The 19,353-nt window shown below is 37.3% G+C and carries 23 protein-coding genes; 10 read left to right on the top strand and 13 right to left on the bottom strand.

All coding sequences use genetic code 11. The annotated features are described in order from the left end of the window. Positions 1–85 precede the first annotated feature (85 nt). The 6 genes from xerD to AAFN87_RS07555 form a co-directional block, all read right to left on the bottom strand. Positions 86–988, bottom strand: coding sequence for a site-specific tyrosine recombinase XerD (gene xerD / locus AAFN87_RS07530; protein ID WP_347790426.1), 903 nt, complete (start codon positions 986–988; stop codon positions 86–88). Positions 989–1,032: 44 nt separating this feature from the next. Beyond that, the gene (locus AAFN87_RS07535; RefSeq protein ID WP_347790427.1) at positions 1,033–1,503 is read right to left on the bottom strand and encodes a hypothetical protein; all 471 of its coding nucleotides are present in this window, start codon (positions 1,501–1,503) and stop codon (positions 1,033–1,035) included. A gap of 93 nt (positions 1,504–1,596) precedes the next feature. Beyond that, positions 1,597–3,585: a methyl-accepting chemotaxis protein gene (locus AAFN87_RS07540; protein WP_347790428.1), complete on the bottom strand. Its 1,989-nt coding sequence runs from the start codon at positions 3,583–3,585 to the stop codon at positions 1,597–1,599. Positions 3,586–4,480: 895 nt separating this feature from the next. Next, a complete protein-coding gene (gene fur, locus AAFN87_RS07545; RefSeq protein ID WP_347790429.1) occupies positions 4,481–4,936 on the bottom strand; it encodes a ferric iron uptake transcriptional regulator in 456 nt (151 codons plus the stop codon). A gap of 63 nt (positions 4,937–4,999) precedes the next feature. Then, entirely contained in the window at positions 5,000–5,509 is a 510-nt protein-coding gene (locus tag AAFN87_RS07550; protein WP_347790430.1) for a hypothetical protein, read from the bottom strand. Between the two features lie 55 nt (positions 5,510–5,564). Continuing rightward, complete coding sequence (locus tag AAFN87_RS07555) at positions 5,565–6,110, bottom strand: NUDIX domain-containing protein (protein WP_347790431.1); 546 nt, start codon at positions 6,108–6,110, stop codon at positions 5,565–5,567. Positions 6,111–6,194: 84 nt separating this feature from the next. Here AAFN87_RS07555 and AAFN87_RS07560 point away from each other — a divergent pair, with 84 nt between their 5' ends. Both AAFN87_RS07560 and AAFN87_RS07565 read left to right on the top strand, forming a co-directional pair. Continuing rightward, positions 6,195–7,085 (top strand): aldo/keto reductase, encoded by an 891-nt coding sequence (locus tag AAFN87_RS07560; protein WP_347790432.1) that lies wholly within the window; start codon positions 6,195–6,197, stop codon positions 7,083–7,085. Beyond that, entirely contained in the window at positions 7,082–7,570 is a 489-nt protein-coding gene (locus tag AAFN87_RS07565) for a VanZ family protein (protein ID WP_347790433.1), read from the top strand. Before AAFN87_RS07560 ends, AAFN87_RS07565 begins: the two co-directional genes overlap by 4 nt. Positions 7,571–7,585: 15 nt before the next feature. Here the strand turns inward: AAFN87_RS07565 and AAFN87_RS07570 are convergent, their stop codons facing one another. Beyond that, the gene (locus AAFN87_RS07570; RefSeq protein ID WP_347790434.1) at positions 7,586–7,846 is read right to left on the bottom strand and encodes a YqkE family protein; all 261 of its coding nucleotides are present in this window, start codon (positions 7,844–7,846) and stop codon (positions 7,586–7,588) included. A gap of 21 nt (positions 7,847–7,867) precedes the next feature. Next, the gene (locus AAFN87_RS07575) at positions 7,868–9,049 is read right to left on the bottom strand and encodes an acetyl-CoA C-acetyltransferase (protein ID WP_347790435.1); all 1,182 of its coding nucleotides are present in this window, start codon (positions 9,047–9,049) and stop codon (positions 7,868–7,870) included. Between the two features lie 180 nt (positions 9,050–9,229). Between AAFN87_RS07575 and AAFN87_RS07580 the strand changes: the two genes are divergently transcribed. Then, positions 9,230–10,168, top strand: a complete 939-nt coding sequence (locus AAFN87_RS07580) for an alpha/beta hydrolase (protein ID WP_347790436.1) — start codon at positions 9,230–9,232, stop codon at positions 10,166–10,168. 214 nt (positions 10,169–10,382) lie between these two features. Here AAFN87_RS07580 and AAFN87_RS07585 read toward each other — a convergent pair whose 3' ends face one another. After that, a complete protein-coding gene (locus AAFN87_RS07585; protein ID WP_347790437.1) occupies positions 10,383–10,604 on the bottom strand; it encodes a YneF family protein in 222 nt (73 codons plus the stop codon). A gap of 225 nt (positions 10,605–10,829) precedes the next feature. On the opposite strand from AAFN87_RS07585, the gene AAFN87_RS07590 reads away from it, so the two are divergent. The 6 genes from AAFN87_RS07590 to AAFN87_RS07615 all read left to right on the top strand — a co-directional run bounded on the left by AAFN87_RS07590 (position 10,830) and on the right by AAFN87_RS07615 (position 14,631). Continuing rightward, complete coding sequence (locus AAFN87_RS07590) at positions 10,830–11,171, top strand: lmo0954 family membrane protein (RefSeq protein ID WP_347790438.1); 342 nt, start codon at positions 10,830–10,832, stop codon at positions 11,169–11,171. A gap of 15 nt (positions 11,172–11,186) precedes the next feature. After that, the gene (locus tag AAFN87_RS07595; protein WP_347790439.1) at positions 11,187–11,840 is read left to right on the top strand and encodes a PspA/IM30 family protein; all 654 of its coding nucleotides are present in this window, start codon (positions 11,187–11,189) and stop codon (positions 11,838–11,840) included. 89 nt (positions 11,841–11,929) lie between these two features. Then, positions 11,930–12,610, top strand: coding sequence for a cell wall-active antibiotics response protein LiaF (gene liaF / locus AAFN87_RS07600; protein WP_347790440.1), 681 nt, complete (start codon positions 11,930–11,932; stop codon positions 12,608–12,610). After that, complete coding sequence (locus tag AAFN87_RS07605; protein WP_347790441.1) at positions 12,607–13,632, top strand: sensor histidine kinase; 1,026 nt, start codon at positions 12,607–12,609, stop codon at positions 13,630–13,632. Before liaF ends, AAFN87_RS07605 begins: the two co-directional genes overlap by 4 nt. Beyond that, positions 13,625–14,257 carry a response regulator gene (locus tag AAFN87_RS07610; RefSeq protein WP_347790442.1) on the top strand — a complete coding sequence of 211 codons (633 nt, stop codon included), beginning with the start codon at positions 13,625–13,627 and terminating at the stop codon, positions 14,255–14,257. Before AAFN87_RS07605 ends, AAFN87_RS07610 begins: the two co-directional genes overlap by 8 nt. A gap of 53 nt (positions 14,258–14,310) precedes the next feature. Continuing rightward, positions 14,311–14,631 (top strand): acyl-CoA dehydrogenase, encoded by a 321-nt coding sequence (locus tag AAFN87_RS07615; RefSeq protein WP_347790443.1) that lies wholly within the window; start codon positions 14,311–14,313, stop codon positions 14,629–14,631. Positions 14,632–14,969: 338 nt separating this feature from the next. On the opposite strand, the gene tkt is transcribed toward AAFN87_RS07615, so the two are convergent. The 4 genes from tkt to yneA form a co-directional block, all read right to left on the bottom strand. Further along, a complete protein-coding gene (tkt, locus tag AAFN87_RS07620) occupies positions 14,970–16,964 on the bottom strand; it encodes a transketolase (protein WP_347790444.1) in 1,995 nt (664 codons plus the stop codon). Positions 16,965–17,111: 147 nt separating this feature from the next. Then, a complete protein-coding gene (locus AAFN87_RS07625; protein ID WP_347790445.1) occupies positions 17,112–17,348 on the bottom strand; it encodes a DUF896 domain-containing protein in 237 nt (78 codons plus the stop codon). Between the two features lie 65 nt (positions 17,349–17,413). Then, positions 17,414–18,070: a YneB family resolvase-like protein gene (locus AAFN87_RS07630; protein ID WP_347790446.1), complete on the bottom strand. Its 657-nt coding sequence runs from the start codon at positions 18,068–18,070 to the stop codon at positions 17,414–17,416. Continuing rightward, entirely contained in the window at positions 18,070–18,402 is a 333-nt protein-coding gene (yneA, locus tag AAFN87_RS07635; protein WP_347790447.1) for a cell division suppressor protein YneA, read from the bottom strand. The genes AAFN87_RS07630 and yneA overlap by 1 nt, the downstream gene beginning before the upstream one ends. Positions 18,403–18,572: 170 nt before the next feature. Between yneA and lexA the strand changes: the two genes are divergently transcribed. Then, entirely contained in the window at positions 18,573–19,193 is a 621-nt protein-coding gene (lexA, locus tag AAFN87_RS07640; protein WP_347790448.1) for a transcriptional repressor LexA, read from the top strand. Positions 19,194–19,353: the final 160 nt, after the last annotated feature.

A 19,353-nucleotide genomic window follows, 5' to 3' on the forward strand; every position in this document is an offset into this window, starting at 1 on the left:
AAAAATATTTCAGAAATAAAGGTCAGACATCCGACTTAAATTATTTTTTCTTGCTAACCTTGATATTTCATAATCCTTTTTGATTTTATGCCCGAGGATGGAATTGTTTATACACTTCTGATAGTCTTGTTTTGCTCACATGGGTATAAATTTGTGTTGTAGAAATATCGGAGTGACCGAGCATTTCCTGTACTGCACGAAGATCAGCTCCATTTTCAATTAAATGTGTCGCAAAAGAATGGCGCAGAACATGTGGTGTAAGCTCATGATGAATATTAGCTTTCTGCGCATGCTCTTTCAGCAGTTTCCAACACCCTTGTCTAGTTAGTCGTTTTCCTCTTTGGTTAATAAAAAACGCATCTGTCTTTGGATACTTTCCTTGTAGTTCATAGCGGGCACGCTCTAAATACGTTTTACATGCTTCAATAGCTCCTTTGCCAAGTGGGATAATACGCTCCTTCCCACCTTTACCAAATACACGAACGAAGCCCATCGTTAAATGGACATCTTCTAAATCGAGGTCTACCAGCTCGCTTATACGCATCCCAGAAGCATAAAGCAATTCTAACATTGCTACATCACGTATTCCTTGTGGTTTGCCACGGTTAGGTGCGGCAATTAATGCATCAATTTCTTGTATAGAAAGTACTTTCGGAAGCTTTTGTTCAATTTTCGGCATTTCAAGATGGACAGTAGGATCTGTTGTTGTCACTTTTTCACGTAGTAAAAACTGATGAAATGACCGAATTGATGAAATATGTCGAGCAACTGTACGTGCTGAATTTCCTTGCGTACGCAATTCCTCTAAATGTAGAAGTATATGTTGACGTGTAACAGCATTAAAAGAAGTTAATTGTTGCTGGTCTTGTAAATTCAGGGCGTAGTTATCTAAATCACGCTTATATGATGCGAGTGTATTGTCAGATAATTGCCGCTCTACACGAATAAAATGAATATAATCTGCAATCGGGTCTGTAAATGCGTTCATCCCAATATCTCCTTTAACTAAAAAACCTTGTAGTAAATATTATACTACAAGGACTTGGAAACATTATGCTTTTTGGTACTTATACTGACATACTTTATTAAATCTATAACTGCTCCGTATATCATCCCTAATCCAACCCGAATAAAATAGCCTATTAATGTGAATTGCTCTTCGTTAAATATATAAGGTCTAATCGTATCATTGTATACTAGACTACTAAATACAACATCGAATGATAGTAAACTAATGAGTAAATTTTTATCATCCTGTCCTATTGCATTTAATATACAAATGCCAATAAACACAACACCAAACCAAGTTGTAAAGTTATTAAACGGTTTAGGTGCGTATTTAGCACCCGTTAAAATTAAGGCTGTAGGCATCACTAAGATCGAGAGTATAGCAGGGAATAAAACGTTTGTACCTGGAAAAAACCTAAGTATTAATAAACACCCTACATATATAGCAACAGATGTCAAAAAGACGATAAATCGTTTTGAATGAACAAAAATCACAAAACCACCCCTTTAGTGTAATTTTACACTGTAGGAGTGGTTTTTTCAATTGCATTTACCACTAACTATTTGTAACTTTAAAGTTTACTTCGATTAGACTTTAAAGCGATTTACAGCAAAGCTTAATTCTTCACTTAATCCTGTTAATTTTTCTGCTGCAATCGAAATAGATAGAATAGCCCGGAGCTGTTCATCTGTTGAGGCACTAACTTCTTCACATGCAGCGGCTGTTTCTTGAGATGTAGCTGCCATCGTTTGAATCGTCTCAGCAACATCATCTTTATGCATAGCTACTTTTTGAATTTCTATATAAACTTCATCAATCGAATCTTGCATGACTGCCATCAATTTTGAAATTTCACCAAATGTAATTTCGGTATCATGGACAACTGTACCTTGACGAAGGAAGTTTTCACGTGTTTCGTTCATTTGTTGAGTAACTAGTCTAGATTCAGCTTGTAGTTCCTGAACAGTCAATTTTACTTCTTCTGTAGAGCGTGCTGATTGTTCGGCAAGTTTACGAACTTCTGCGGCAACTACAGCGAATCCTTTGCCATGCTCACCCGCTCGTGCAGCTTCAATACTGGCATTCAATGCAAGGAGATTCGTTTGGGACGAAATTTCTGTAATTGTTTCCATAACGCCACCTATTGCTTTTACTTTCGTTTCAAGTGTGCTAACGACTTCAGCCACGGACTGTAAATTAGTTCCCCAATCGCTAAAAGATTGTTTCAGCTGCTGCATTTGACCTTGTCCATTCGTATTCATGCCACCTGCTTTAGTTGCAATATCAGACATGATCCCTGCTTTTGTTGTAATTTCATTAATTTGCTGTGAAAGCAGATCCGCACGTTCAGTTACCACTTCTGCATCTTCTGCTGATCTCGATGCACCTTCTGCAATTTCCGTAACGGCATCTGCAACTTCTTTACTTGATGCACTTGTTTCCTCCGCAACTGCACTCAAGTTTTCAGAGCTAGCACGAACATCGGAAGCAGAATCGTTTACAACGGAAATAATGGCATTCATATTATCAATCATCGTATTGAAATTAGCTCCAAGCTCCCCAATTTCATCATTTGTCTTAATATTAGAACGTACCGTCAAATCTCCTTGTGATACAGAATTCATCAGTGATTTTAATTCACCAATAGGTTTTATAGTTCGGCTAATTGTGAGAAATAATGCAGCGAAAATAATAAGTAACGTTACGAGTGCGACAAAGATCATTGAATTCCGGAGATGGTTTGCTGTCGCATTTATATTTTTTTCCTCATAAACGGCGGAAATTTTCCAACCAATGTCCGGTAAAGTCGTATAGACATTTACATAATCGTTACCTTCGTATAAAAAGTGAGAAATATTCCGTTCATTACCTACTTTATACATGTCTTTGACGAAGGGTATATCCATTAAATTTGCTCCATTACTAGAAGGATGGGCGATTACTGTACCATCTTTATCCAGCACCATTGGGTAGCCACCATAACCTACATCCTGAGACACTATTTTGTTTGTTAACGCATTCAGTTGAATGTCAAGTGCAAGAACCCCGATGACTTTGCCATTCGATTGGATAGCCCTAGAGACCGTAACAACTAATTCATCACTTACTGAGTCAGTGTATGGTTTTGACCAGTTGTTAGTTTCTGGATTTGTAACTGCATTTTGATACCATTCACGTGTTGTTGGATCCAAGTTAGCTGTGACATCAGCTTTTGGCATGATAATTACTTCCTTCGTAGGAAGAGCTATGTAAACAGAGGCTGCATCTTCGTAGAAGCTTAAAAAGTTCCTAAATTCTTGTTCAAGGGCACTAGTATTTGTTGCAGTCTCTTTGCCGGAAAGAGCATCCATTACTGGTGATGTTGTAGACAACTGTCCGATACCCTTTCCATATTGACCAAGATAATTTTCTATAGCAAAGCTAATTTCGTTGACTAGAGCTTCACTAGCTGCACTAGCACTTTTTGCTGTTGTTTGTTTGACTTGTGTACTGCTAATGACTGTCATTAAACCTATCCCTATTAAAAAGAGTACCATGACCGTCATGACAATTTTGGTTTTTACAGATTTAAACATATATAGATAACTCCTTTTTCCCAATCGTATAAAACAGCATTACTTTAACAACTATCGGTTTTAAAATTCAATTGTTTAGGAATTGATAACAAAAATTTGATAGAAAAAATATCTATTTATAGAAAATAATTAATATTTACCAATCTATGTTTTCCACCTAAATATAGGGATTATATAGGAATTTCTATTTAAGTTAATTTAACGCGACGTTAGTGATTAGTATGGTTTTACATCAAATGTGGGGTACTAATTTTGAAGAATTAAAATTTATTGCACCATTTATGAATGGGGGCGTTGATTTCTATTCTAGTTCGAACGCTTTCCTGGGGCACGGCTCCAACTAAATTGATTCGGATGGGACCAAAACAATTTGATTTTCCGCACGTACTTATCGAGGGCACTTAAATTTGAACAGAAAGTACCTTAAGATTTGGTCTATTATTCACTTTTTTCTAGCCTCGATTTTATAACGTTCTTTGGCAAGCGTTTTAATTTTTTCTGTATTTTGAAAACTGCTCTTGTTCAATATGTAAATAAGTTAAATTCTCTTTACTAGAATACGCTGTGTCCCCTATTGGTGGAATCGCATTTCGACTATTATAAAATCCATAAACAAATACTTACTACATACCATGACAAAAATAACGATTCGCCAGTGGGAGGTTAATTTTCGCTCGTGGGAACCTGCTTTTCGCCCGTGGCAACACGCTTTTCGCTCATGGGAACCCGCTTTTTGATCTTATGTCAATAAAGTGTGATCTTGAGCTTTTTTTGGGCAAAATTGTGTACATAACTCAACAATTATTATAGAACCGTTATCAAATCAACAATATGTATAAAAAGAGACAAAATAAAAAACGAGCAGCCCCTCAGCTACTCGTTTCTTCACGCTTTTCTATTCGCTGTCTCCATCGTTGTCGTTGCAACGCCAGCAAATACCGTGGAATGTTAGTCTATGATCTTTAATGATAAAATTCCAACGTCTCTCTACTACTGCTTCTACATCTTCAAGTAGATCTTCTTGAATCTCATCAACTGCACCACATTCGATACAAACTAAATGGTGGTGGAAGTGCGCTGCGCCTTCTTGACGAAGATCGTAACGTGATACACCATCACCGAAATTAATTTTATCGACAATTTTAAGCTCCGTTAACAGCTCTAATGTACGATACACTGTTGCTAAACCAATTTCAGGTGCTTTTTCCTTTACTAATAAGTAAACGTCCTCTGCACTTAAATGGTCTTCCTCATGTTCGAGTAGAACTGCCACTGTCGCCTCTCGCTGTGGCGTCAGCTTATAGCTAGCACTATGCAGTTGCTTTTTAATACGATCAATACGGCTCTCCATGCGACGCCCTCCTAAACTCATTCTATTATACCAAATGAGTAAAACTGATGACAAGATAGTGATTTATTTAAATACGTACGATATTGCGACGAGTTCAAAGCAAGCGACCACAATAAAGACAATTATCATTACAATTAACCTTCTAGGTGCTAAAATGCCTCTTTTTGGCATCTTTCTTGTTTTAGTTGAAACGATTAAACAAATCGCTAAAAGTAAAATACAATAAATAAATTGAAAAGGAAACCACCATATACCGTAAGCTAATAAAGATTTTTGCTGCGCTAATAAATAAACTGAACTAAAGCCTAAAAATGTAGCGCGTAATGCAATGAGCCATTTCGCTATAAATGCGCAATACGGGTGCGTTGCAAATAATACCACAATAACAATCGAAATCGCTAGTGGCAAGATTGTTTGCCATATACTAGGTGCATCTTGTTGTAAAATACGCGCATCCATTAAGTTTATAAGTGCCGTCGCCTGTTGTAAGTCAAATAATTGAAAACATATAACGCCGCATACAAAGCTTAGTGCAATCATAACAGTAAATTGTACGATACTACTTGTCCGCAATGATCAAGCCCCCTTACAACCAACTTATGCTTGTCCAAGCTTGTTATGCAAAACTTTATTTCATCTTATTTGCTTTTAACCACATGACTGCATATGCTGTTTTTGCGTCGTAAATGTCACCGCGCTGCATCATCTCTTCTGCTTCTTCTATAGACACTTCCAATAATTCTACAAATTCATCTTCATCTAATTCTGCCTTTTCGGCAAGCTCAAACAAGCCTCTTGCCACAAATAAATGAATAACTTCATCAGCAAAACCTGGAGAAGTCGCAAACGTTTGTAAATATGTAAGCTCCTTGCAATCATAGCCCGTTTCTTCTGCCAATTCTCTTCGTGCTGTCACTTCCGGCTTTTCACCAGGCTCTAATTTACCGGCTGGAATTTCTACGATAGAACGCTCCAAAGCTTTCCGATATTGTTCTACTAAAATAATTTTCCCATCGTCTTTTTGTGCTATTATTGCTACAGCTCCAGGATGATTTATTATTTCACGTTTCGTAGTCATGCCATTAGGTAACGTTACATCATCTACTTTTAATGAGATAACTCGTCCTTTAAATATCGCCTCTGATGCTATCGATTTTTCTTCAAACTTTTTCACTTAATCTCGCCTCGCTTGTCGTACATGATACAATCATTGTAACATTATGTTGTAATTATGCACGATAGAAAAGGAGCACTCTATATGAAAACTAGATTTCTAGGCAATAGCTCACTCAAAATTTCTAAATTAAGCCTCGGCTGCATGTCGCTACCAACAAATCTTGCCGAAGCCGGACATATTTTAGAAACCGCACTTAATATAGGAATAAATTATTTCGATACCGCCGATCTTTACGAACGTGGTTTTAATGAAGAAATAATCGGTACATTACTAAAACCACATCGTAAAAACATTATTCTCGCAACAAAAGTCGGTAATCACTGGCGAGAAGGCGTTGATGGATGGACGTGGGATGCATCTCCTACATATATAAAGCACGCTGTCAAAGAAAGTTTACGCCGCTTACAAACTGACTATATTGATTTGTATCAGCTACATGGCGGTACTATTGAAGATAATTTGGATGCTGTCATTGATACGTTTGATGAACTTAAAAAGGAAGGGCTTATTCGTGAATACGGCATTTCTTCTATTCGCCCAAATGTTTTTGTTCCTTTTCTCGAAAACAGTCAAGCAATTAGTAATATGATGCAATACAATTTGCTAGATAGACGTGCAGAAGAGTGGTTTGATTGCATTGTGAAAAATGGTGCTTCAGTTGTTACACGCGGCTCTATTGCAAAAGGCTTACTAACAAGTGAATGGCGTCAACGATTAAAGCCTTTTATGAGCTATACTGAGGCTGAGTTAGCTAAAATACTAACGGAACTCGAACAACAATACGGCTCGTTGCATGCACTAGCATTTGCGTTTAATTTACAGCATCAAGCAATTGCATCTACTGTAATTGGCGCACGCACTGAACAGCAGCTAATCGAGAATTTCAACTCTTATAAACAAGCACAGCACGTTACGTCATTACATCTAGCTACTCAAATGACTAAACAGGAAGTGTATACTGAGCACCGATGAAAAAATTTATTTCCCTTGCAATACTTGCTATTGCAGTTGTTGCATTTGCATCAAATATGCCCTACGAACAACAAACTATTGTCCCTGAGCTTCGAACATTGCTAGCAAATAAGCCTTTTGAAGAACTAATTAGTTCTATTGAAATTCAATATTGGGGAACTACGATTTCCGTCGAAACACGTGGCTATTATTATTTTGTAGAATTTTTAATTCGCAAGGCAACCCATTTTGTCGGTTTTGGGATTGTCGGAGTCATTTTTTATTTACTTTATCGCAAATTAAAATGGCGCATGCCTTCTATACTCGCAATTGCAACAGTGTTTATTATTTCCTCACTCGATGAAATACACCAATCATTTATGCCGGGTCGTACGGGGGTTTTCCAAGATGTACTACTTGATATGCAAGGTGCGATTTCGTTTATATTAATTGCAGCTCTATTATTGAAATTCCGAAAAAAAGAAGTAGTCTCAAAACAAACTTGAGACTACTTTCTCTATTTAATATTTTGAGCCATTTTCACCGTATTGATTTAGCAATTCCTCAAAGCTCATATTCTTTTCACGTTGCTTGCGTTCAAAAGCTTGACGTGCTTGGCGTTCTTCTTCTTCCGCCTTTTCTTTATCTACAAGCGTTTGCTTTGCTGCCTTTAATTTTGCTAATACATCGCCACCAAGCTGATCTTGTAAAGTTAGTGCTTGCTCTTTTTCAGCTTTTGGTTGAGCTGCTTGCTTTTGACCTAGTTTTTTCTTCTTTCCCATTGTATTCACCTACTTATTTCATTAACGTTGAACGATTGTTGCTACACCTTGTCCGCCGCCGATACATAACGTAGCTAGCCCTAGATGTGCTTCTTGCTTCTGCATTTCGTGTAGTAGCGTCACTAAAATACGTGCACCACTTGCACCAATTGGATGACCAAGTGCAATAGCTCCACCGTTCACATTTAGTTTATCATGATTAAACTGCAAATCGCGATCAACTGCTATTGACTGTGCAGCGAACGCTTCATTTGCTTCAATTAAATCCATTTCCTCAAGCGTTTTATTTGCTTTTGACAATGCCTTTTTCACTGCCAAAATTGGACCCGTTCCCATAACTTGTGGATCCACTCCAACACTTGCATTTGCTACAATAGTTGCCATTGGAGTAAGTCCAAGCTCGATTGCACGTTGCTTCGACATTATGACAAGTGCTGCTGCGCCATCATTAATGCCTGAAGCGTTCCCCGCTGTAACAGAACCGTCTTTTTTAAACGCTGGGCGTAAAGCCGCTAACTTTTCTACTGTTGTGCTAGGCTTAACATATTCGTCCTGCGCAAAGATTACAGGTTCTCCTTTACGCTGCGGAATTTCAACTGGAACAATTTCATCCACAAACTTCCCTGCTTCAATGGCAGCTGCTGCGCGTGCCTGTGAACGAGCTGCAAAAATGTCCTGCTCCTCACGTGAAATCGAATACGCTTCGCATAAATTTTCAGCAGTAACTCCCATATGATAATCATTTTGCGCACACCATAAACCGTCCTGAATCATTGTGTCTACCACTTTTTGATCGCCCATACGGAATCCTTCACGCGCATTTTTCAACACATATGGTGCTTGACTCATATTTTCAAAGCCACCTGCCACAATAATATCTGCATCGCCAACAGCTATTGCCTGTGCTGCTAAATGCACCGCTTTTAAGCCTGATCCACATACTTTATTAATTGTTATTGCTGGTACTGCATGTGCTAAACCAGCTTTTAATGAAGCCTGCCTTGCTGGATTTTGTCCAAGACCTGCTGCGAGAACATTCCCCATAATAACTTCATCTACTAAATCAGCTGAAATACCTGCACGTTTCACTGCTTCTTTTATAACGATACCCCCAAGTACTGGTGCTGGAATATCCTTTAACGATCCTTGAAATGCACCTATTGCTGTTCGAACTGCACTTACGATTACAACTTCTTGTGTCATATTTAATCGCCCCTTTTTACCCTTGTGACGCATTTAAGCGCTATTTTATTTTACCAAATTATTATTATTTTTTATAGATAGGTAAAAGGATGTGAGTAACTTCGGTTTTATTACATACTTATAGGGAAAACAACTTAATACGTCTTGTCGAAAAATATTCTGAAAATCGAGGTGAAATAGATGAAGCGTAAAATAATGGTTTTTTCTAGCTTAGCGACCACCTTATTAGCGACAGCTGTTTACGGTATAGTAATGACGAATAAGCTTATGTATATCAAACAAAAGGACCCTAAATTCATTGTCGAACGTGAAACGAAGGCACAACGATTTAATTTAGAATGGTATACTTCCTGTGCTAAGGAAGAGCTTATTATCGATTCTCCAAATGGTTATACTTTAAAAGGGATTTTTTTAAAGCCCCTTGAAACAAATAATACAATTATTATTTGCCATGGCGTTACAGAAAATAAAATGAACTCTATTAAATACGCTCGGATGTTTGAACGGCTCGGATATAATACATTTGTTTTCGATCATCGACGTCATGGAGATTCCGGAGGTAAAACGACAAGCTACGGGTATTACGAGAAGTTTGATTTAGCAGCTATCGTAGAAACAGTTAGAGGAATTGTTGGAGAAGCTGCAATCATCGGTATTCACGGAGAATCGATGGGCGCAGCGACAACTTTGCTTTATGCCGGCTCCATTCGAGATGATGCAGACTTTTATATTGCAGATTGCGCATTTTCAGATTTTAGAGAGTTGCTGTATCGCATCGTTAAGCATTCTATTCCGATTGATTTACGTATCACTGTTCATATTGCAGATATAATTATGCGCATGCGTGATGGTTACTCATTTCGAAGTGTCATGCCAATAGAAGCAGTAACTAATATTCAAAAGCCTGTTTTGTTTATCCATAGTCTAGAAGATAAGTTTATTCTTCCTTCGATGACTGTGGAAATGTATGCAGCAAAAAAGGGACCAAAAATGCTTAAACTTTTCGAAACAGGCGAACATTCACAATCATTCAACGAGAATGAAGCAGAGTATGAACAGCTCGTTGCCTCTTTTTTGAATCGCTTTATTTCAACCATCCATTTATCGGAAATGAAATAGCATCAAACAAAAAAGGTCGTCCTCAAAACTGGGGGCGACCTTTGTTTTTATTACCTAAGTAAATATGGTTTTAAAATAGAAAAATATTTAGATATTCGAGTTAATGTATTTGCGACAAGTAATAGCAGGAGCACAACCATCTCAATCCTTTAGTAAAATCGACTGTATATGTGATCTTACCACTTGTGAAAAAACAAAAACGAATATACTTTAATTATTTATCTTGGAATTTATTCATTTGAGACATCATTTGACGAACTTGTTTTTCAGATGGTTTGCGACCCATTTGAGCCATCATTACACGAATCATTTGTTCATTAATTGGTGGATTCTCTTTTAAGTATTTCATCATATATTGACGCGCAAAGTAGAAACCTAATGCAGCTCCACCTGCTAGTGCGATGATGATTAATACTATACCTAGCCATAAATTCATATATGTTCTTCTCCCTCTCTATCGAGCATTTCAAAAAGAATTATACACTAATTCCCCAATGCTTTCTATGCATTAATATTATTTTATAGTTTTTCGTTCTCCCACTCCTTATAAGTCTGATATTAGCTCAGCCTCTAGACCTAGATAAAGATACACTTACAGGTCGTTATGCAAAGCACTGTCATCCTTTAATATTAAGGTATCAACAAAAGGAGGACACAAAACATGAAAAAATTTCTTTACTTTTGCATAGGCTCCATAGCAGCAATGATAGCCTTCATTCTACTATTACCAATGATTGGCTTATTATTCTCTGGTCTACTACTAGCTGCCGGCTTACATTATTACACTAAGAGCACATCGCTGTTCGGAAAAATTATGAGTGCAACAGTTGCACTTGCTGGGGTCGTGAGTGCAATCTCAAACATTCCAGCATTTATCGGTTTAGTCTCAATCGCTATCGCATACTTCATCTATAAAAATTGGAACTCAGAAAAAGCGGAAGTTTCAACAAATAATGACCCGTTCACTAACTTTGAGAGAGAATGGGCAAAATTAACAAAATAAAAGGAGAGATTTTATATGGCAAACTTATTTACACGTTTTAAATATCAATTGCAAGCAGATTTACATGATTTCTTCGATAAAAAGGAACAAAAAAATCCTGTTGCCTTACTTAATCAATACATTCGCGAGGCAGAACATCAAACAGAGCAAACAGGGAAATTACTTGCTCGCCAAGGTCAGCTTAAAAAAGAACTGGAGGCACAGTTAAAGGAAACTGCAAATATGTTGTCCAAACGCGAACAGCAACTAGGTCTAGCAAGTGCAAGCGGTGAAGCAGATTTAATCGCTTTTGCACAAGGTGAAGTGGATGCTTATATGACACGTAAAATCGGTCTACTTTCTAGTATCGACGTGTGTGCAGCAGAATATTTTGAGCTAGAGCGCAAATTCGAAACGATGAAACATAAAATTAAAGATATGAAAGTGCGTCAATTAGAATTAATGGGGAAAGAAAATGTCACACGGGCCCATCATCAAATGGATAAAATTATTAATAAACAAGAAGATACAAGTTTTGAAGAAATCTCTCTTTATATAGACGATCTAGCAACGAAAATTGATAAACAATATGAAGTGACAACTTTTGAATCACGTTTAGCACAACTTGAGAACAAACAGAAGCTCATCACAACTAACGATAAACAAGAAAACCATGCTATAGTAGAATAACCAAATGCGGAGAGGGCAGAGTTGCCTTCTCCCTTTATGCGTTCTCATAGTGAGACAAATGTATTGTAAGCAAACGACGGGAGGATAGAATGTTGACCAAATTTACGACAGATCAGTTTACTTTTTTTCTACTAAGCTTGTTACTTATTATGCTAATAGAGATTACACTATTTAATAATGGAGCTGTTATCAACTTAATAATCGGCGCATGTTTTATTTATTTCGGACTAAAACGGAAGCGCAAATATATGTTTTATATTGGTGGGTTTTTTATTTTCATCGCCCTACTAACGCTATGGAGCTTACGCTTATATATTATCGCACTTATCGCCTATTTACTGTACAAGCAAATCACGAAAAAAGAAGAAATTATCGAAGTAACAAATCGCGGTTGGACTTCTTCTACAAAAGCGAACACCTTTATCGGCACTACTGCTGCACCACTTGATGCATACAAATGGGAGGATGTGCAAATACAACGCTTTGTAGGAGATATCGTCATCGATACAACACAAACGATATTACCAGCTGGAAAGTCTATTATTTCGATTCAACAAACTATAGGGAAAATACAAGTGCTCGTACCATACGAGGTTACAGTAAGGCTTCATTATACAACTTTTTATGGTGAAGCTATTTGCATGCATGAAGCTTCTAAACGCCTCGTCAACGAAAGCTTACTGTTTGAAGATGGCCAAACAAACGAAAAGCGTATTCTCGTCATATTTGTTTCAACTTGGTTCGGGGATGTGGAGGTGAGCCGCGTATGATCGGTTTAATTTTAAGAACCTGTATGCTATTTCTACTTCTCACTACTATGACCTTTAGCTTTATGGTACTCGTTTTAGGTGTACCGAACGAAAATGTTTGGCGCATATTTACCGACGAACAATTCGGTACGATGCCACTAATATTTACAATAGCTAGTGTCATATTAACTGTGTCCTTTGTTATTAGTGTTTGGATGACAATATTAGCGAAATCACGCGAAATATCTGCAACAAGGATCGTTAAAAAAGTGGCGGAACCCGATTTTGAACAAGTAAAACAAAAAGGACTTTCCCGTTCGATGAAAAAAGCGATAAATGAAACTAATGCTTTAATCGAATCACAGCGTGCTGCACTACAGCGTTTATCGAATGAAAAAGCAGAAACAAATGATGCGATTGTCCAGGAACGTTTAATTGCAGAACGCCAACGATTAGCACGCGAGCTACATGACTCTGTCTCACAACAACTGTTTGCAGCCTCTATGTTGTTATCTGCTTTAACAGAACAACAGCAAGATGATGAGGCAAAACGGCAGCTCGAGCAAGTTGAAAAAATAGTTCAGCAAACTCAGCTCGAAATGCGCGCACTTCTTCTTCATTTACGTCCAATCGCCTTACGCAATAAAACATTAGCAGAGGGATTATCAGATTTAATTCAAGAGCTGCAGCAAAAAGTGTATTTCCATATTGAATATAAGCTAGAGGAAATTCCACTTTCAAAAGCAGAAGAAGATCATTTATTTCGTATAGCACAAGAAGCATTATCAAACACACTGCGTCACGCAAAAGCAAGCGTTGTTGAACTATTGTTAATAGCTCGTGATGATTACGCTATTTTACGTATACAAGATAATGGCTTAGGTTTTGATAATGAAAACGACAAAAGTACATCATACGGTTTAAAAAATATTGCCGAGCGTGCTGTCGAAATCGGCTGTCTTTATAAAATTGTATCAGTTCCAGGTGAAGGTACAATTGTTGAAGTAAAAGTACCTCGAAAGAAAGGTGAGCAACTTGATTAAAGTATTAATTGTAGATGATCACGAAATGGTTCGGATCGGTGTATCAGCCTATCTTTCTGCACAGGCGGATATTGAAGTGATAGGAGAAGCTGAAAATGGCGCAGAAGCTGTGGAAAAGGCACTTACTCTACGTCCAGATTTAATTTTAATGGATAATGTAATGCCTATTATGACAGGAGCTGAGGCAACGGAAAAAATTTTACAAGCTTGGCCGACTGCAAAAGTCATGATGGTTACAAGCTTTTTAGATGATGACAAAGTATATCCTGCTCTTGAAGCCGGTGCCGTTAGCTATATATTAAAAACATCAAACGCGAAGCAAATTGCAGACGCTATTCGTAAAACGATGCAAGGTGAAACAGTTCTCGAACCAGAAGTAACAACAAAAATGATGTCTCGACTAAGAAACTCAGCAGCGACTGCCCTACATGAGCAATTAACCGAGCGTGAAATGGAAGTACTTCTCCTTATGGCAAAAGGTAAAGCGAACCAAGAAATTGCGGATGACTTATTTATTGCATTAAAAACAGTCAAAACACATGTTAGTAATATTTTAAGTAAGTTAGATGTGCAAGATCGAACACAAGCTGTAGTGTATGCTTTTCAAAACGGTTTAGCAAAGTAGTTTTTGGATCAATTTCCAAACGATAGCGTTTAGTAATGAAAAGGAGGGATGGTATGTCACGCTTTACATATGACAAGTTTGAGCAAGATGGAATATTTACATTGCTCGACCCTGTTTTTACAACAATCGCGGTATTTTCCGTATTATTTTGTATTGCAGTATTTTTATTAAAACCCTCTGCTAAGCTCGTATTATTTGTAGGGAGCTTTACAATTATTATTACAGTGCAGCTATTTTGGCTTTCAGGCATTCTAATTGATGAACTCGCATTAAGTGGCGGCTCAAAAGATTTCATATTATTAATAGTCACAGCTATTGCACAAGTGATTGCAATTGTTGCTGGATACTTTTTCGAAAACAAAGGCAAAAAGTGAAACAGCATAGAGGTTTGAGGGAATCATTCTGCAATAAGCGAATATTGTTCTACTTGAGCAAGGATATGGTCAATAGAATTGAAAATAAGGTCAATAGAATTTGAAATATGGTCAATAGAATTTGAAATATGGTCAATAGAATCAAAAATTCGGTCAATAGATTCCAAAATATGGTCAATAGAACCCAAATATCCCATCGAGAGTAAAAAAACAAGAGTGAATCCAGCTTACACCTGGAATCACTCTTGTTTTAAATTATAAAGCCTTTACTTTTCTCCTGCGATTACTAGTCGCAAAAAACTGGGATTTTTCAAGAATCGGAATAAATCCTAATTTTATTATAGAGCTTTTACTTTTTCTACTACATTTTCTACAGTGAAGCCGTATTTCTCCATTACTAGCTCACCAGGTGCAGAAGCGCCGAACTTGTCAATTGCAAGTACATCACCTTCAAAACCAGTATATTTATGCCAGCCGAATGAAGAACCCATTTCGATTGCAAGACGTTTTGTCACTGCTTTCGGCAATACTTCTTCTTTATATTCTGCAGATTGTTGGTCAAAACGGTCAACAGATGGCATTGATACTACCGACGCATCAATTCCTTCAGCTAGTAATACTTTTTGTGCTTCAACTGCTAAAGAAACTTCAGAGCCAGTTGCGATCAAAATAGCATCCGGCGTTGCTTTTGTTGCTGGTGAAACAACGTAAGCACCTTTCTCTACACCTGCACGAACTGCTTCGATTGGTGCGTCAAGTACTGGAAGGTTTTGACGAGATAATACTAGAACAGTTGGTTTAGATGTTGCTGATAGTGCTAATTTCCAAGCTTCTGCAGACTCGTTTGCATCAGCTGGACGAATTACTGAAAGATTAGGCATTGCACGTAGTGAAGCTAAATGTTCGATTGGTTCATGTGTCGGACCATCTTCACCTACTGCGATTGAATCGTGCGTAAATACATAAGTTACAGGTAAGCCCATTAATGCAGATAGACGAATTGCTGGACGAACATAGTCAGAGAATACGAAGAATGTACCTCCGAATACGTTTACCCCACCGTGTAACGCCATTCCGTTTAATGCTGCTCCCATTGCAAACTCACGTACACCGAACCAAATGTTACGACCTGCATAGTTTTCTGATGAGAAGTCACCAGCACCTTTAATTGTCGTTTTGTTTGAACCAGCTAAATCAGCTGAACCGCCGAAGAATGAAGGAGTCTTCTTAGCTAATGCGTTAATTGCATCACCAGATGAAGAACGAGTTGCTACAGATTTACCTGCTTCATATATTGGAAGCTCTGCTGCAAAATCCTCTGGTAATTCATTGTTCATTGCTTTTTCAAATTGTGCTGCTAGCTCAGGGAACTGTGCTTTGTATGCTTCGAATTTTGCATTCCAAGCTGCTTCTGGCTCAGCACCTTGTGTTTGTGCAGCTGCTTTGAAAGTATCATATACTTCAGCAGGAATTTCAAATGGCTCATGTGCCCATTCGTAAGCTGCTTTAGTTAACACAACTTCATCTGTTCCAAGTGGAGCACCGTGTGAATCTGCTTTACCTGATTTATTTGGTGAACCGAAACCGATCACTGTTTTCACTTCGATTAATGTTGGTTTACCATTTGATTTTTTCGCTTGTTCGATTGCACTGTTAATTTCTGAAACATCCGTACCATCTGCTACATGTATGTAGTTCCAGCCGTATGATTCAAATCGTTTTTGAACGTTTTCAGAGAATGATTTAGCTAAATCACCATCTAAGGAAATATCATTTGAATCGTAAAGTACGATTAATTTTTCAAGTTGTAAGTGGCCAGCTAAACTAATCGCCTCAGCTGCTACACCTTCCATTAAATCACCATCTCCACATAGTGCGAATGTATAGTGATCAACAATTTCGTGACCTGGTTTGTTGTAAGTTGCAGCAAGGTGAGCTTCTGCCATAGCCATACCTACTGTCATTGCGATTCCTTGACCAAGTGGACCAGTTGTCGCTTCAACTCCAACAGTATGCCCATACTCTGGGTGACCTGGTGTCTTTGAATCCCATTGACGGAAGTTTTTAATTTCTTCCATGTCTAAACCATAACCACCTAAGTGTAATAGGCTGTATAATAACATTGAACCATGACCTGCTGATAATACGAAACGGTCACGGTTAAACCATTTTGGATTTTGAGGGTTATGACGTAATTGCTTCGTCCATAAAGTATATGCCATTGGTGCTGCACCCATTGGTAGTCCTGGGTGACCTGAGTTTGCTTTCTCGATTGCATCAATTGATAAAGTTCGAATTGCGTTAATTGCTAACTGATCCACGTGTTGTGTCATTTTATGACATCCTTTCTCGTGCTAATTATTATTCTTTATTAGTTTAGTCAAGAATCATAAAGAAAACAATGCTTAGTGTAACATTTATTCCAATTATGTCATACTTATTGCTAAATGTGTCACAATAAATGATAACTCATGATTAAGTTAGTTTAAAAAATCTCTTTGTTTTTTAATGCTTTTCAATTTTTCAGGTGTTACATCATTACCGTTTGGATCAACAACCTTGACATGCTCAATTGTGTCACGCATTGTTGAACGGAATGTATCTAAATATTCTTTTCTTAATAATGTACGTTCCTTCGCTTCCTCTTCTGATAAAATACCTGCCTTTGCTTTCTTTGATAACTCGTTAATTCGTGCTATTTTTTCTTTTGACAACATAATTTTCTCACCCTTCTAAATAACCTATTTAAAAGGTATGAGAAAATGACTCTAAGCGCAAGTGTTTAGCCTTCAAGTCCGTCTTGATATTCAGCATATCGTCTGTGTACTGTTGCTTTACTAACTTGAAAACCAACACTTTGTAAAGTTGATGCAATTTCTGCGAATGTAAACCCTTTGTTACGAAGTTTTACTATTTCTTCTATTGGCACTTCAATGCGCTCTCGCCCTTCCATATTACCACGGTCTTTTAAATTTTCTTCAGGACGATATCCATTTTCAACTGCTCGACGCATGCCACGCCGGATTTTCGCATTATGAAGTTTTCGTTGGTATTCCTCTACAATAGCTAATATTTCTAATAACATTGTATCCATCTCATTTAATGCGATTGGTCCTGCTTCATTTAATGAAAATACGGTAATCGCTTGCTTTTGTAAAAGATGTAAAACTGCCACACGTGCGTTTCCCCGTCCTAAACGGGTTTCATCTTGTACAAATAGCGCAGAAATTTTATGTGTTTTCATATAATCAAGCATATCTAATAAACCTTCACGATCTACGTCGAAACCGCTTTGCTGATCTTGAAAGACCTCTACAATTGCGTAATTCATTTTCTTAGCATAAGTTGTCAATTCTTCTTTTTGACGTGCTAATGATGTTTGTTGAGTCGATTTTTCCGTACTAACTCTGGCATAAACGACCGCTTGTTCATTACTCATTAATTTTCACTCGCTACTTTAACAGAATTGCTTTCTTCTGTTGTTATTTTTGCAATATAATTGGAACTTTTCTCAACAGGAATCTTTAACTGCTGCCCAATGATAATTGTTTCATTAGCTAATCGATTTTCCTCTTTAACAAAGATAATCCAGTCTTGCATCGACATTTTACCACGATATTCATTTGCTAACGACCATAAAGTATCACCATGTTCGACAAAAACTTGTTCGTATTGTTCAATTTTTTCATCTGTAATCGCTACAACTGAAATAACAAATAATGAAAATAAGAAAAGTACTGTAATATAGCTGTTTTGTTTTACCCAATTCATAATAAAATCCCCTTTTATCGAATACTTGTTCGGAATGTATGTTCTTAATTTATACCGAACATTTGTTTTTGTCAACCACTTTTCAGAACCTATGTTTGCTTTTGTGTTCGCATCCTGCTATACTGAAAATAATTAAAAATGTTCTTATATTCCAAAAAGAGGTGAGTTAATTGACAAAAGTATCAAAACGCCAAGAAGCCATTTTGGCTTTTATTAAAGAAGAGGTTCGTTCAAAAGGTTATCCACCATCAGTACGTGAAATAGGTGAAGCAGTTGGTCTTGCGTCAAGTTCGACTGTACATGGGCATCTTGCTCGTTTAGAAAGCAAAGGACTAATTCGACGTGACGCAACAAAGCCTCGCGCAATCGAGGTTTTAGACCAAGATGATAATATAGTTCAAAAACAAGATGTTATTCATGTACCACTTATAGGAAAAGTTACGGCAGGTTTACCGATTTCTGCAATTGAAAATATTGAAGAATACTTCCCTCTGCCAAATACATATGGCACAAGCGAAGACCAATTATTTATGCTAGAAATTATGGGAGAATCCATGATTGAAGCTGGCATTTTAGATGGAGATTATGTCATTGTTAAACAAAAATCAACGGCGGACAATGGGGATATTGTCGTTGCAATGACTGAAGATGATGAAGCGACTGTTAAACGTTTCTTCAAAGAAAAAACGCATTTCCGTTTACAACCTGAAAATTCCTCAATGGATCCTATTCTAGTAAATCAAGTAACGATTTTAGGAAAAGTAGTTGGTTTATATCGTAAAGTACTATAATGTGATTTGCTTTCAATGGGAGTTTATTAGGCAATAGAAAAGAAAGTGAAATTTAATAGCATTTTGCCTTAAACACTCCAATTCGGGGTGTTTTTAGGTTCATGTATTTGCCAACTTTTTTTGTGCATCTTCCTATTGCAAACTCTCTTTAATAGAAAAA

The sequence above is a fragment of the Solibacillus sp. CAU 1738 genome (assembly GCF_039888725.1).
In the GTDB taxonomy this organism is placed as follows: Bacteria; Bacillota; Bacilli; order Bacillales_A; family Planococcaceae; genus Metasolibacillus.